The sequence below is a fragment of the Nocardioides sp. WS12 genome, assembly GCF_014108865.1.
Classification (GTDB): Bacteria; Actinomycetota; Actinomycetes; order Propionibacteriales; family Nocardioidaceae; genus Nocardioides.
On record NZ_CP053928.1, the window covers coordinates 4854217 to 4868027 of the forward strand.

General features: G+C 68.5%; 13 protein-coding genes. 3 read left to right on the plus strand and 10 right to left on the minus strand.

Going from position 1 to position 13811, the window contains the following annotated elements; genetic code table 11:
- Positions 1-9: 9 nt before the first annotated feature.
- The 3 genes from HRC28_RS23405 to HRC28_RS23415 all read right to left on the minus strand — a co-directional run bounded on the left by HRC28_RS23405 (position 10) and on the right by HRC28_RS23415 (position 2888).
- Positions 10-1038: a phosphotransferase family protein gene (locus HRC28_RS23405; protein WP_182377759.1), complete on the minus strand. Its 1029-nt coding sequence runs from the start codon at positions 1036-1038 to the stop codon at positions 10-12.
- On the minus strand, positions 1035-2210 hold the full coding sequence (locus HRC28_RS23410; protein WP_182377760.1) for an acyl-CoA dehydrogenase family protein: 1176 nt from the start codon (positions 2208-2210) through the stop codon (positions 1035-1037). Before HRC28_RS23410 ends, HRC28_RS23405 begins: the two co-directional genes overlap by 4 nt.
- A gap of 75 nt (positions 2211-2285) precedes the next feature.
- On the minus strand, positions 2286-2888 hold the full coding sequence (locus HRC28_RS23415) for a TetR/AcrR family transcriptional regulator (RefSeq protein ID WP_182377761.1): 603 nt from the start codon (positions 2886-2888) through the stop codon (positions 2286-2288).
- A gap of 73 nt (positions 2889-2961) precedes the next feature.
- Between HRC28_RS23415 and HRC28_RS23420 the strand changes: the two genes are divergently transcribed.
- Positions 2962-3744, plus strand: a complete 783-nt coding sequence (locus tag HRC28_RS23420; protein WP_182377762.1) for an S-methyl-5'-thioadenosine phosphorylase — start codon at positions 2962-2964, stop codon at positions 3742-3744.
- A 69-nt stretch (positions 3745-3813) separates the two neighbouring features.
- Complete coding sequence (locus tag HRC28_RS23425; RefSeq protein WP_182377763.1) at positions 3814-4599, plus strand: SDR family oxidoreductase; 786 nt, start codon at positions 3814-3816, stop codon at positions 4597-4599.
- Positions 4600-4629: 30 nt separating this feature from the next.
- On the opposite strand, the gene HRC28_RS23430 is transcribed toward HRC28_RS23425, so the two are convergent.
- The 4 genes from HRC28_RS23430 to HRC28_RS23445 all read right to left on the minus strand — a co-directional run bounded on the left by HRC28_RS23430 (position 4630) and on the right by HRC28_RS23445 (position 7287).
- Entirely contained in the window at positions 4630-5391 is a 762-nt protein-coding gene (locus HRC28_RS23430; RefSeq protein ID WP_182377764.1) for a mycofactocin-coupled SDR family oxidoreductase, read from the minus strand.
- A gap of 156 nt (positions 5392-5547) precedes the next feature.
- Positions 5548-6327: an enoyl-CoA hydratase-related protein gene (locus HRC28_RS23435; protein WP_182377765.1), complete on the minus strand. Its 780-nt coding sequence runs from the start codon at positions 6325-6327 to the stop codon at positions 5548-5550.
- Positions 6320-6703: a VanZ family protein gene (locus HRC28_RS23440; protein WP_182377766.1), complete on the minus strand. Its 384-nt coding sequence runs from the start codon at positions 6701-6703 to the stop codon at positions 6320-6322. Before HRC28_RS23440 ends, HRC28_RS23435 begins: the two co-directional genes overlap by 8 nt.
- A complete protein-coding gene (locus HRC28_RS23445; RefSeq protein WP_182377767.1) occupies positions 6700-7287 on the minus strand; it encodes a rhomboid family intramembrane serine protease in 588 nt (195 codons plus the stop codon). The genes HRC28_RS23440 and HRC28_RS23445 overlap by 4 nt, the downstream gene beginning before the upstream one ends.
- Positions 7288-7462: 175 nt before the next feature.
- On the opposite strand from HRC28_RS23445, the gene HRC28_RS23450 reads away from it, so the two are divergent.
- Positions 7463-11320, plus strand: a complete 3858-nt coding sequence (locus HRC28_RS23450) for a CHAT domain-containing protein (RefSeq protein WP_182377768.1) — start codon at positions 7463-7465, stop codon at positions 11318-11320.
- Here HRC28_RS23450 and HRC28_RS23455 read toward each other — a convergent pair.
- Genes HRC28_RS23455 through HRC28_RS23465 form a run of 3 tightly spaced genes read right to left on the minus strand, consistent with a single transcriptional unit; the run spans position 11315 to position 13718 of the window.
- The gene (locus tag HRC28_RS23455) at positions 11315-11968 is read right to left on the minus strand and encodes a hypothetical protein (RefSeq protein WP_182377769.1); all 654 of its coding nucleotides are present in this window, start codon (positions 11966-11968) and stop codon (positions 11315-11317) included. The genes HRC28_RS23450 and HRC28_RS23455 overlap by 6 nt on opposite strands.
- The gene (locus HRC28_RS23460) at positions 11965-12837 is read right to left on the minus strand and encodes a hypothetical protein (protein WP_182377770.1); all 873 of its coding nucleotides are present in this window, start codon (positions 12835-12837) and stop codon (positions 11965-11967) included. The genes HRC28_RS23455 and HRC28_RS23460 overlap by 4 nt, the downstream gene beginning before the upstream one ends.
- A gap of 44 nt (positions 12838-12881) precedes the next feature.
- Positions 12882-13718 carry a CHAP domain-containing protein gene (locus tag HRC28_RS23465; protein ID WP_182377771.1) on the minus strand — a complete coding sequence of 279 codons (837 nt, stop codon included), beginning with the start codon at positions 13716-13718 and terminating at the stop codon, positions 12882-12884.
- Positions 13719-13811 lie beyond the last annotated feature (93 nt).

Genomic DNA, 13811 nt, shown 5'->3' on the forward strand with positions numbered 1-13811 from the left:
GAGCCGTCCTCATCGCTGTGCCCCCAGGGTCTCGAGCCCGGCGGCAAGGAACTCCGGAACAGCCCGGCCGGCCCCCTCGAAGCCGGGGCCAGAGCCGACACCGGCTCGGTACCTGTGATCGATACCGGCGGCAATCACCGCGATCTTGTAGTGGGCAAGGGCGAGATGGAACTCCCAGTGAGCCAGCTTCACCCCGCCAGCGAGTTCGTACGCCGCCGCAAGGCCGTCCGGACCCGGGAGGCGGGCGCTCGTCCAGGCACTCGGCATACCCATGATCAAGTCGAAGGCGGGCAGCCGGTAGGCGCACATCATCGCGACGTCAGCGACGGGGTCCCCGATCGTGGAAAGCTCCCAGTCCACGATGGCGGCCACGGCCGGTTCGTCGTCGAGGCGCAGCAACGTGTTGTCGATCCGGAAGTCGCCGTGCACGATCCCTGTGCTCAGTTGGTCCGGCACCGATGCGTGCAGACGCTCGGCGAGCTCGCGGGCAGCCATCGAAGTGGCGTCGTCGTTGCCGACGAGTTCCCATTGCCCTGACCAGCGCTTGAGCTGCCGGGCGGCATACCCGTCGGGACGGCCGAACCGCTCGAGCCCGTGGGCGCCGTGGTCGACTCGATGGAGGGCCGCGAGCGCTTCGACCAGGCGATCGACCACTGCGGCCAGAGTTACGTCATCAAGAAGGTCCAGGTCATCGCTCGACTGGACCGTCCGTCCGTCAACGAAGCCGGCGACGGCGAACGGTGCGCCGAGCACGGATTCGTCCTCGCACAACGCCACCGCCGGGGCAACCGGCACACCAGCGCCGCTGAGGGCACGGGTCACCCGGAACTCCCGCGCCACATCATGTGCCGAGGGCGTTCGGCCAGCACGCGGCGGCATCCGGAGCACCCAGCGCGAGTTCTCGTCGTCCAGCCGGAAGGTCAGATTGGAGCGCCCACCCGCGATCCGCGACGCGCGCAGCGGGCCCGTGACGGGAACCCCCTCGCTGCGCAGGAACGCACCGACGCCAGTGAGTTCCTCAGACGACAGCGCCGTCACTGAGCGGTCCCCGTCACAGACCGGATCGCCCGCTTCGCGATCGACCAACGGTGCACTTCCGAGGGACCGTCGTAGATCCGGAACGGGCGGATCTCCCGGGCGATCTTGGCGACCGGGAGGTCCCGAGAGACGCCGAGTCCGCCGCACAGCTGGCCAGCTCGATCGACCACCCGATCCAGTGCCTCTGCGGCGAAGGTCTTCGCTATCGAGGTCGACAACGACGCCCGCCCACCAGCGTCGAGTTCGGCGCAGGCGTTGAGCAGCAGCGCCCGAGTCGCGGCCAGGTCGATCTCGCTGTCCGCGATCATCTGCTGGACCATGCCCTGGTCGGCGAGCCGCGAGCCGAATGCGCGGCGCTCGGCGACGTACCGGATTGCCGTCTCGTGGGCGCGCAGCGCGGCACCCGTCCACCGCATCACGTGGGTCATTCGCGCCGGTCCGAGCCGCACCTGGGCATAGCGGAAACCCTCATCGACACCGCCGAGAACTCCGGTGTCCGGGATCAGCACGTCGGTGAATCGCAGTTCGCAGTGACCGCCGATCATCGACCGATCGACAGTACCGATGTGTCGCACGACCTCGATACCAGGTGTGTCGGCAGGAGCAAGGAACATCGTGGCGCCGCCGAGATCGCCGGGCTCTCCCGATGTGCGCGCCATGATGATGAAGAAGCCCGCGCCGTCAGCGCCGGTGATGAACGCCTTTCGGCCGTTGATCACCCACCCGCCCTGCACCTTCGTTGCCCCGGTCATCAGCAAGGACGGATCCGAGCCAGCGCCCGGGGACGGCTCGGTCATCGCGAACGCCGAGCGCCAGTCGCCACGGACCAGCGGTACGAGGAAGCGGGCACGCTGGTCCGCTGTCGCGACATGGTCCAGCAGGTGCATGTTGCCCTCGTCGGGCGCATTGATGTTGAGGGCCATCGGGCCGAAGAGTGAGTAGCCCGCCGCCTCGAAGACTCCTGCACGCTCGGTCATCGAAAGACCCAACCCGCCGCAGTCCACCGGCCCGTGCGGCGAGAGCAGACCGGCGTCACGCGCCGCTCCCTGCAGGCGTACCCGCAGTTCGTCGCCGCCGGCAGCCTCGACGTCTCCGTCGAACTCGTCATCGATCCCGACGACCTCTGCACGCACGAACTCGTTCGTCCTACGGACGAGGCTTTCCTGTTCCACTGTTCACTCCCTGCCGACCGATCGCTCGCTCGGTATCGTGACACGGCCGTCGACGCCGGTCAAGCAGAGGTGATGTCAGCGATGCCCGAGAAGGCCGTGCACCATCACCAGGTAGTCCGCGACGATCTCGTCGACCTCCATCGAACCGTCCTGTCGGTACCAGGACGCGACCCCGACGCAGAGTGTCGAGACCGCGCGCGCGGCCTCGCGCGGCGACGGGGTCGCGAAGACCCCTTCGGTCTCGCCATCGGTGATCAGGTCTTCGAGCATCCGCTGTTGTTCGTCGCGCAGCGCGACATAGGCCGACCGGTTCTCCGGGAGCAGGCTGCGGATCTCACTCGATGCGACGAACGCCTGTTCTTGACGGAACATGTGGAAGCGCAGCAGCGACTCGACCAGCGCGTCCAGCCGTTCCAGCGAGCCATCCCCGGCCGACGCCAGCGCCCCCCGGGAACGACCCAGGAGGTCGCCCATCACAGCAAGCATGAGGTCCACCAGAATCTCCTGCTTGGACCCGTAGTGGTGGTACAGGCCCGGCACCGACAAATCCGCTCGCGCAGCGATCTGACGGATGCTCGCTCCGTGATAGCCCTGCTCGGCGAAGACGCCGAGCGCACCCGCGAGAACCCGCGGCAAGGCGGCGGTGTCGTAGTCGCGCCAGTTCACGTCGACATCCATGCGGCCACTCTAGAAGGGCCTTCTCACGCCGGCTGACCGAGGAGCCGCTGGCCCTGGTGATTACTGTCCGTCCATGCCATCAGCAATCCCGGACATCGCCGTCATCGCAGGCAGCGGCTTCGACTCCCTGCTCAAGGAGCCTGTCAGCGTCACCATCGAAACGCCGTACGGCCTTCCCTCCGCAGACATCGCGATCGGCAACGTGGCTGGCCGTCGAGTGGCCTTGCTGGCCCGGCACGGATCGGCCAACGAACACCCGCCCCACCTGGTCAACTACCGCGCCAACATCTGGGCACTGCGCAAGGTCGGAGCACGGCGGATCCTGTCGGCCTGCACCGTTTCCAGCCTGCAGCCGGCGACCCGGCCAGGCACCTTCGTGGTGCCGGACCAACTGGTCGACCGCACCGGCCGGGTCCAGAGCTTCATGGACACCGGAATCGTGCACGCCCCCTTTGCAGAGCCGTTCTGCTCGCAGTTCCGCAGTTCCATTCTCAACGAGGACGTCATCGACGGCGGCACTCTCGTCGTGATCGACGGCCCCCGCTTCTCGACGCGCGCCGAGGCCGAGTGGTATGCCGCGCAGGGCTGGTCGATGATCAACATGACCGGGCACCCCGAAGCGATCCTGGCGCGCGAGCTCGGCCTGTGCTTCGCCAGCCTGGCACTGGTGGCGAACCGTGACGCCGGCGTCGCCTCGACGGCCCCTGCCGACGAGCCCCGGCCACCGCAGCACGCAGACAGCATCGATCGACTCAAGGGGCTCGTCGCACAAGCAATATCTGCGATGCCCGCGCTCGAAGAATGCCCTTGCAGGACATGGCTCGGCACTGTGGATCTACCGTTCGAACTACCGTGAACAGGAATTCACGACAATTCATTTGAAATGCAATTGACTTTGCGTCCGAAATGCTAGGTAATACATTTCGTGGGAAAGCGCACCTTCGTCATCAGCGGTTCGGCGTCGGGGATCGGGAGGGCAATCGCCCTCCGGGCCACCGAACGCGGCGACCGGGTCATCGGCATCGATCTACGCGATGCCGAGATCACTGCCGACCTCGCTGATCCTTCAGCGCGCTCCCGCCTGGGCGATCAGGTCGCTGCGCTCGCGCCGGAGGGCATTGACGTGATCATCGCGGTCGCGGGTGGCCCACCCACGGTCAACTTCTTCGGCGCCATCGACCTTCTCCAGCAGGTCAGGCCGCTCCTCGCCGGATCACCAGCGCCGCGAGCAGCCGCCGTGTCGTCCTTCGCGGGCCTGCTGGAAGTCGATGACGAACTCGTCGAGGCCTATCTCGCCGAGGACCTCGACCGGACAGATCGCGAGACCGAGCGGATCCTCCGGGACGGCCAGGACTCGTTGCTGTACCCGTCTTCCAAGCGAGCCGTTCTTCGCTGGGTACGCCGCCACGCGGGGCAACCCGATTGGGCCGGCGCCGGCATCCCGCTGAACGCCGTCACCCCCGGCGTGATCCGGACGCCGATGACCGCGCCTTATCTCGCGACGGAGGAGGGGCGCAAGGCCCTGCTGACCATGGTGCCGATGCCCCTGCACGGCCCGGCCGAGGCCGAAGCGGTCGCCCACCTGCTCGACTGGCTCGTCGGCGAGGAGAACACGCATGTGACCGGTCAGGTGATCAGCATCGACGGCGGGGCCGATGTCCTGACGAGGGGCGACGACGTCTTCTCCGCGTACGACGGCACTCCGGGCTGACGGCGCGGTCGTTCCGGGGGCAGGCGGAACTCAGCCGAAGACACCACCGTCGGCGTGGAGCACGGTGCCGTTCACCACTCCCCCGGCCGGCGAAGCACAGAAGGCGATGGCTGCTGCGATTTCTGCCGGGTAGATGACCCGCCGGATCAGCTGGTGCGCGCCAAGATCCTGCATGGTCATGTCGTACATGTCGGCGGTCTGTTCGAGCATGCGGGTGTCAGTCGCTCCGGGAGAGACGGCCGAGGCCGTCAATCCGGTGCCGACCAGATCCGCCGCGAGGCCTTTGACGATCCCGACCACGGCATGCTTCACCGCGGTGTACGACGCCAGGTGACGGAGTCCATGGGTCCCGGCCACGGAAGCGACGGCGACGAATCGGCAGGTCTGCGGGTGAGGCCCGGCCAGCATGACGGGAACGGTGGCTGCGGCTGTGTTCCAGACTCCCTTGGCATCGACCTCCCAGAGCAGGTCGAGGTCTTCTGTCGGGGCCTCCCACAGCGGCCATCCTCCGCGGATCACCGACGCAGCAGCGACGACCGCGTCCAGCCGCCCCCACGTCGCGATGGCGGCCTCGACCCCGCGGGCCAGATCGGCGGGTTTCCGAACGTCGCCCACCACGGGCACCACCGATCCGGGAAAGGTCTCTGCCAGCCGATCAAGTTGCTCCCGGGTGGCCAGCGGCTCGCCCTCGCACGAATCGAACGCGACGACGCCGTACCCGTCCGACACCAGTCGACTGACGGTCGCCGCACCGATTCCCCGGGCCGCCCCGGTGACGAATGCAACCCTCATCTCGCCACCACCACGAGCATGCCAGCGACCAGTTCGCCCGACTCTCCGGATTCCTTCACGGCTCCCCCTATGCATTATTTTAATTGCGCAGGGAATGTACTTCACCAACGCGGCAATTACATTATTGCCCAATAAATGCATTTCAGGGAATAGTGGTCACCGACCGAAGGTCGGCTTCTCCTTGGCCAGGAATGCCCGCACGCCCTCGTTGAAGTCAGGGCCGGTGTAGACCTCGCGCAGCAGGGCCTCTTCGCCCTCGGGCGACGCCTCGAGGGCCTCGGCGTAGGTGCGGAGCTGCTGCTTGGTGACCTCGAGCGTCACCCGCGAGGCCTGCGAGATGCCCTCGGCGAGGGCCGTGATCTCCAGATCGAGGGCGGAAGCGTCGGGAACCGACGCGACCAGTGCTCCGGCGGAGTAGGCACGATCGGCGGAGATCAGGCGGGAGGCGAGCAGCATCTCCCGGGTGAGGGGTTCGCCGAAGATCGCCTGGCAGCGGTAGAGGACCGTGCCGGACAGCGCGTTGCCGAGCGTCCGCGCGATCGGGTAGCCGAACTTCGACGCGGCCGTCGCGACCCGCAGGTCGCAGTGCGTGGCCACGGCGAGCCCGCCACCAACACACACGCCGTCGATGGCGGCGATGGTGACCTGGGGCAGCGACCAGAGCCGGTCGAACATCTCGCGGATCCAGTTCTCGTAGTCGACCGCGTCGGCTTCGAGGAAGTCGCTGATCTCGTTGCCGGCCGCGAACGCCTTGCCGCCGGCACCGCGCAGCACCACGACTCCGACGGACCCGTCGGTGGCCGTCTGCTCCCAGAGGTCCCGCATCTGCGTGTACATCGCGGTCGTGAAGGCATTGCGACGCTCGGGCCGGTTGAAGGTCACCTCGAGCACGCCGGGGCCGAGGCGGTCCCGTTCGATCAGCAGGTCGTCAGTCACGGCCCGAGGGTACGGCGCGCAGCAGTGCGTCCCGTACCGGCGTCCGGCTGGTGAGGAAGCCCAGCCCCACGCCGATCGTGTTCGCCACGGCGTCACGCCAGTCCATCGTCCGGTCCGCGGTGAGCGTGCCCTGGCCGATCTCCATCGCGACGCCGTACAAGACCGCGAACCCGGCTACCCACAGCAGCGGTCGACCGGGCCGGAAGAGCTGGACGCCCGCCGCCGCCACGAAGAAGTACGTCGCCAGGTGCATCCACTTGTCACTGGCAGGAACGTCCGGGCCGGATCGGGGCGCGCCGAGCGAGGCGTAGGCGACGGCACAGAGCAGGGCGATCCACAGTCCCAGCCAGAGCCACGGCAGGCGGAACGCCTTCACCGGCGCCGGCCGACAGGGCCGCGCTCGCTGACCACGAGGGCGGCCAACACTCCGGCGATCGCGCCGAACAGATGGCCCTGCCAGGAGACTCCGGGCTGTCCGGGCAGCACGCCCCACAACACCCCGCCGTACACGAGGAGGACGCCGACACCGATGGCGATCTCGACGGGTTTGCGGTCGACGACGCCCTGCGCGACGAGGTACGTGAGCCAGCCGAAGATCAGGCCCGAGGCACCGATGTGAACCGAGTGGTCACCGGCCACCAGCCAGACGGCGAGCCCGCCGGCCAGCCAGATCACGGCCGTCGCGGCGAGTCCGCGCGCGATGCCGGTGGCGAGGGTGAGGAAGCCGAGCACCAGGGCGGGCACCGTGTTGGCGACCAGGTGTCCCCAGCCGCCGTGCAGCAAGGGCGCCGCCAGGATGCCGAGCAGGCCCTCGTCGGACCGCGGCCGGATCCCCCAGCCGTCGAGGCGGTGCGAGGCGGCCACGTCGATGCCCTCGATGACCCACAACAGGGCGACGAACCCGATCGCTCCGGCCGCTGCCAGCTGCCAGGCGGGCCGTTCGGTGCCTTGGATGCTCATGCGCCCAGTGTTCCGTACGGCTGAGCACACCCTGCGGAACCGCCCACGACGCTCTCCTGCAGATGCCATGCTTCGGCACGTCAGAAAGGACATGGGGATGGCGTGGGGAGAACCAGCTCGGCAGGTCATTGCGCGGGTGGACGAGGCAAGTCCGAGGACGAGCGAGCGGCGGCGGTTGCTGGACGCACTCTGGGACCAGGACCCTGGGGCCTGGACGCGGATCGTTGTAGGGCTCCCTGCCGACGCCGATGAACTGCTCGGACCGGCGCAACCCGACTACGCCCGGGACCAACTGGACCACGTGATCCGGGCAGCCGAGGTGGTCGCCGACCGCTACGACCTTCCGCACGTGACGCCGGGTTGCGTCGCGGTGGCACTCGCAGCCACCTCCGGCAGCAGGGTCCCGGAGTCGGACAAGGCTGTGTGGACTGCGACGGTGGCCGACGCCTACGGCTTCGGCGACCTCGGCTCGTTCGACGCGTTGGCCGAGGCCATCGGGATCCGGCTCGAGGATCTGATCGACGACTACGAGTCGACCGAGGAGGCGGGCGGCGCGGGCCTGTACCCGCTGGGCAGGCGTATCGACAGGACGTTCGCGTTCGTCTCGGTGGCCACCCGCCTGTACGCGTCGACGGTGCTTTTCTCCGCCAGCGTCGGGGAAGGCCCGTGGTGGCTCGCCCTGGTCGCCTTCGCGACCCTGTTCAGCACACAGGTCCAAGACCTGAACGAGGTCAAATTCACCGGTGCGACGCGGCCGTTCGTGGCGCCGAGCAGATTCCCGTGGCTGCTGCTCGTTGCCGGTGCCTGCGTCGGCGGCAGCGAGGCCCGCTTCGGCGTGCTGGTGGCCGTGGTCTGGCTGGTTGTCCGGGTTTGCGCGCACGGCGGTGAACTGACCTGTGCGATGTTCTCGGCGATGGACGGGCCCGAGCTGTCCAAGCCACCGATGGTGATCCGCAAGGCCATCCGTCCCTTCGCGGCCTACCCGGTACTTGTTCGCACCCGCGAGACCGTGCTCAGCGTGGCCGCCGGCGCGGCGGCGGCTGCGGCCGCGTCCTTCGGTTCATCCTGGGTCCTGTCGACGGCACTGGTCGCTGCTGTGGTCGGAGTCTGCGTGACCCAACAATGGGGGTTGCGCTCGGGCTGGACGACCGGATGGCTGACGGCCCCCGCCCTCGTCGGGATGGCGTGGTCGTCAGGCGAGTGGAGCGCTGCTGGTTTGGGGCTGTTGACCGGGCTGGCCGGCGCCGCATTCATGCGCCGGCAGCGGGTCCCGAAGCCCATGACGCCGCTGACCGGCCTCATACGCGACCGACGCCACCGCGCGGCCCTCCGGGCGATCGGAACCGGCCACCCCACCGGGGCTCTGCCTCCCGCCGCCCCACGACCGACCGACGATTCCTCATTGGCCGTGGCGGCTCTGGCCCACCTGGAGCTGGGCGAGCTCGGACGTGCCCGCGAACTCGCGGCAGGGATCACCAGCCCGAGCCTCCGCTCCTTCACGTCGTACGTCGACCTTCGGGTCGCCAACGACCTCGGGGCCGAATTGCCGCCGGTCGGGACAGCGATCGCGCCGCGCAACGGGCCCCTGGCCTGGGCCTACCACCTGGAAGTGCTGCGTGCAGCAGGGCGCCAGGACCCGCACGACGCAGCGATGCAGATGGCCCAAGCGTTGCCCCGATGGATCGGCCGCGCCAACTTCTATGCCACGTGCGAGCACGCGATGCTGCTCGCGGGGATGGTGGCGCCGAGCAACCGGACGGCCGGACAGCTGATGGGGGTTCTGCCCTTCATCCTCGCCGAGTTCGTGGCTCGTCGCGATCTGGCAGATCGCGACGCCCTCAACGACCGGTCCGTCCATGCCGAACGCCGGGCCTGGCAGATCGGCACGCGAGCGCAGGCCCGGGTCCTGATCGCTGGCGGGTTCGACGAGGATCTGGTTGACCGGCCCAACCTGACGATCCTCGGGAGCCGCGGCGAGACCCTTCCTGGGCTGCTGCACTTCGGCTCCGCGGCGGACATCGTGGACTACTCGGCGTGGGCGGCCGAGGTGTCCGAGCAGGTGACGGGGCAGGTGTCGGACGCGACAGTGCAGCACCAACTCCAGGCCCTTGCCACCTTGAACGTGACCCGCCACCGGCTGGAGTCGGTCGAAGATCGGCGGGTGTGGTGGCAGAAGTTCGAGGACGCCATGGCGCGCGCCCTCGAAGGCGCCGTACGACGCCAAGACTGGCACCTGCTCGCCGAACTGCTGGAGGCAGCGCGGTTGCAGTTGAGCGCCCCTGCAGAAGACGCGGCCACCACCGCGGCGGACCTGCGGTGCGTTCGAGTCCGCGGTCGGTCGGCTCTCGCGGGGGCGTTCTATCCGTTGGGTGACCGGCCGCCGGAGGTGGATCTGGAGGACGCGATTGCCCGGGCGGTCGGTGCAGGCGGTCTGTGGTGGTCGACGTGGGTGTCGGCGGGCCAGTTGTACTGGGCGCTGGTGTCGGCGGAGGGTTCGGCGCCGGTGACCGGTGGGCGGCTCGACTGGACAGCCGAGGAGGAGCTCTCTGAACTGGCGGCCGCGCTACCGATTCCCCGACCGGGAGAGTCGAGCCTCGATGTCCTGCTGCGCGCGGTCGACGGGCCGCTCGGTACGGCTCCGTCTGAGGCTGAAGCTCGGCTTGCGACTCGCCTCGGCGCTTTGTTGCCGTTGGGCCTGCGACAGGCGCTGGACCGCGACGCCGGAAGGGCCCGGCTCGGCATCGCCCCGGCGCCCGAACTGGCCCGGGTCCCGTGGCCATGGGTGTCAGTCGGCCGGCGGCGACTCGTGGAAGCGGCGGACACCGTCATCGTTCCCCCGGTGTCTCTAATCCCGGCTGCGCCGGCTCCAGAAGTGCCCGCAACGCTGGTCGGTGCTGTTCTGGATCCGAGTGGCGACCTTCCAGGCGCGGCTTCGCTGGCCCAGTGGCTACCGGACACCGTGCGGATCTTGGGAGCCCCGATGGAGCGGCCCCTGGCCGAGTTGTCGGCGCTGTTGGCGGACCTCCCCCACGACGGCACCCTCGTACTCGCCTGCCACACACAGACCGGTGTCGACGGTTCGGTCGGTCTGCTCCTCGGGGCCGGGGACGCCGCAGCGACGGTCGGTTTCGCCGAACTGAGCAGCGGCGACTTGCGCCTGCCTCGCCAAGTGGTGGCGATGGCGTGCGAGTCGTCTGCACTCCACGAGGCTCGACAGGGGGAGTGGACGGTACTCGGTGTCGGCCTGTTGCGAGCGGGCGCGGACACAGCAGTGGTGACCGCGTACCCAATCCTGGAGCGTCCCGATCTCGACCAGGCGCTGCTGGGCGACATCCGCGAAGGCATCAGCCTCACCGCCGCGCTGGGTTCGCTTCAGCTGGACCTGCTCGTCCGATGGCGTTCAGGCGACGCCCTGTCAGCGCCGATCTACTGGGCGGGGCTCCAACTGTTCGGAGCGATCGGCGTCGCGCCCCATCGCCGGGTGGCGCCGAACACGTGGGTCCATGAGGCGCTCGTTGAGGGCATCGACCACGCCGCGCGCTGGCACTCGCCCAACGGCCTCGTCACCGTCGACTCGGTGGTCCGCTATCTGAGGACCTACGGCTACGAGGAACGCCTGCGCCCGTCGGCTCGCCTGCGGATGTGGGCCTGGCGTCGCCGCGACAACTTCTGGCCGAGGGAATCGACGTCCGACTCAGTCCGCATGGACGAGTCGCTCGTGGAGGCACTCCGCGCGAGTCGGCAGATCGCCTCCGAGCTCGGCACGCCGGTCTATGACATCGAGGCACTCTTCGTAGCGGCGCTCCGGTCCGACACTCCGGTCGCGCGACGCTTCTGCCGGATCGCCGGCTGGGACCCGTTCAGCCCAAGTCTGGCCGAGTTGTTGATCGATCCGCGTGACGACGTGTGGCACCACACCGGCGCGGTCGAGGCACGCACTCTCCACAACGACGACCACGCCAGGATCTACGAACTCCTCGAGGTGGAGCGTCCAACGGGGAAGGACCGCTGGCACCACCGCGAGCGGCTATGACCCCTCGTCGGTCCACTCTGTGGCAAGGTCACGCAGCTCCGCGATGAGCGCGTCCAGCGAGACCTCTGTCGCCGCTTCGTTCCCACCGCGCAGACCACCGACGATCCACAGCGCCTGCGGCGGGAAGGTGGGCAGGATCTTGTCGAGCATCGCTGCATCGCGACGCTCGACGGCATGTTGGGCCGAGCGAATCGCGTCGAGCGCCTTGGCCTGGGAGAGCGCCCCCATTTCGGCAGGGCGAAGGCTGGTCAGGGCAGCAAGCAGACGCTCAACCACCGGGTGCAGGGGGGCCGGCGCGGGGGCCGCATCAGGGGCGAGCGACAGCAGCGACCGACCGTAAGGATCGTCTTCCCACGCTGTCCGGACCGCGTCGCTGGGCGGAGTCTCGGCCCACTGCCGGGTGAGCAGCCGGGACAGGCGTTGATCCGCGAGGATCGTCATTGCCTCGTCTCGCGTGCGCGGCCCCAGACGCGACACCCGACTCACAAGCGCGTACGACGACGCAGACAGCCCTGCGAGGAAACCCGCCGGTTCGGCGCGACCGGACAAGCCAGCCACGTCGGCGGAAGACACATCTACGCCGTTGACCAACAAGGCCCAGTCGGCGAGGGCCCCTTCGTCGTACGGATCGTGGTCGACACCATTCATGCTGCTCCTCCCTCCCGCCATCCGGGTTCGAACTCGAGGTCCTCGTCGAGCGCGATTCCCCACAGCAGGAGCAGACGCAGTGCCGCGTTGTCGTCGTCGTGCAACTCGTGGGCGAACACGTCCCGCAGCTGTGCCACCACGTCCTCGACGTGGCGCCCCACGCGCTTCCGCGTCGTGTTGTCATCGGTGCCGTGGACGGCGCGTGCGGCGTCAGCAACGGAGCCATGGCCCCGACCTGCCCGGACGGAGTTCATCCACGCTTCGAACTCGGGGCGCACTGTGGACGGGAACTCGTCGAGCACGATGTGCACGAGGGCAAAGGCCTCGCGCAGATCGGCAGCAGTCACCGTCAGCGCTGCCCCGTCCACGGTGGGCAGCGCTGACCTTGCGCCGCGCTCGACATCGATCTGCGAACCGGCAATCCGGCGGCGCTCCTTCGCATCCTCCTTGAGACCCACGCGCAGCACGTCCTGGGCAGCGAACCGGACCTGCGCCCCCACCAACTGTGCAAGAGGCTCGAGGCGCCCTTGGCCGTCGCGCGGGTCAAATGCCGGGTCGGTTCTGATCTTGCCGATGACCTTCACTGTGACGTCCTGGCAGTACTCGTCCGTGTCTCGTCCTGCGGCCGAGGCTCGCCACCGGTGGCGGAGGAGGGGGCCGCGGATCAGCTCGAGGAAGGCGGACGCAGGCGCGTCGCACCCCAAACGAAAGCAGGCCACGAGCGACTTGCCGCACCGGACACACTCCCTGCCGGCGTGGTCGAGGACGGCGTCCGGATCAAGCTCACCGTAGTGCGGCAGCGACATCGGGTACGACGGGCAGCGGTCCACGTCTCCCCCCGTGGCGCACGCCCACTGCTCCAGGCTCATGGCGAGCAACCTAGAGCATGAGCGTGCACCACACAGCGGAAACGTCAGAGCGTCGAGACGACGTACTTCATCTGACCGGGGACGTGGCGGTAGGTGAACGTGTTGTACTTGCCGAAGCCTCCGCCGTTGTGGTTGGCGTTCATCTCGATCACTGTGACGTCGAACTTTCCGTTCCCCACGTGGACGACATTCGTGGCATACGCGACGTGTCCGTACTTGCTCCCCGAGCTGGGCTCGAAGGTGACCAGTGCCCGCACGTGCGGCACGCTCGAGACGTACCAGCCGAAAGTGGCCGTCGTGTTGTCCCAGTAGCCGGCATCACCTGCAGTGCGGGGGTAGTAGCCGGCACGTGCCTTCCACTGCGCCAGCGCCCCGTAGGTGCACCAGCCCTTCGCGCCCAGGTTCGACGAAACCGTCTGCCCCTTGGGCGGCCAGGTGCAACGCACTGCACGGTTGCCCGACGCTTCGGCACAACGGGTGTTGAGGATGCGCGAACCAGTGACGGTCGCGTTGGGAGTGGAATTGTTCGACCACCAGGTGTTGGTCGTGCCGCTCTTGAGACCGCATCCGATGTCGAGGCGAATGCTTGTCGAGGAGCTGGCAGTCGTGATCGACGCCGTGAAGTACGCCGCGTGCGCTACGCCAGCGAAGCGGTTGAAGCTCGCCCACTTCGAGCCGCCGTTGCTGGACTGGACCCAGACGCCGGTCACTGCGTGTCCGCCCTTACAGACCACGGTTCCCTTGACCGTTCGCGTGGTGGCGGCCTGCGCCGGAGCGTCAGCCAGGCCGGCCAGGCCGACCGTTGCGAGCACGCCGGTCAGGACGCCGCGGGCTACCAGGCCGGTGAGGCCGAGGCGGGCCTTTCGAGAGTTGGTGTTCATCAGGTTCTCCTCGTGAGGTGGGTCAGGAGGGCCGATCGGCCCTCTTGACCTGCACCCCGTCGAGAAGTCGGAGTTTGTGACACAACTCGTTCA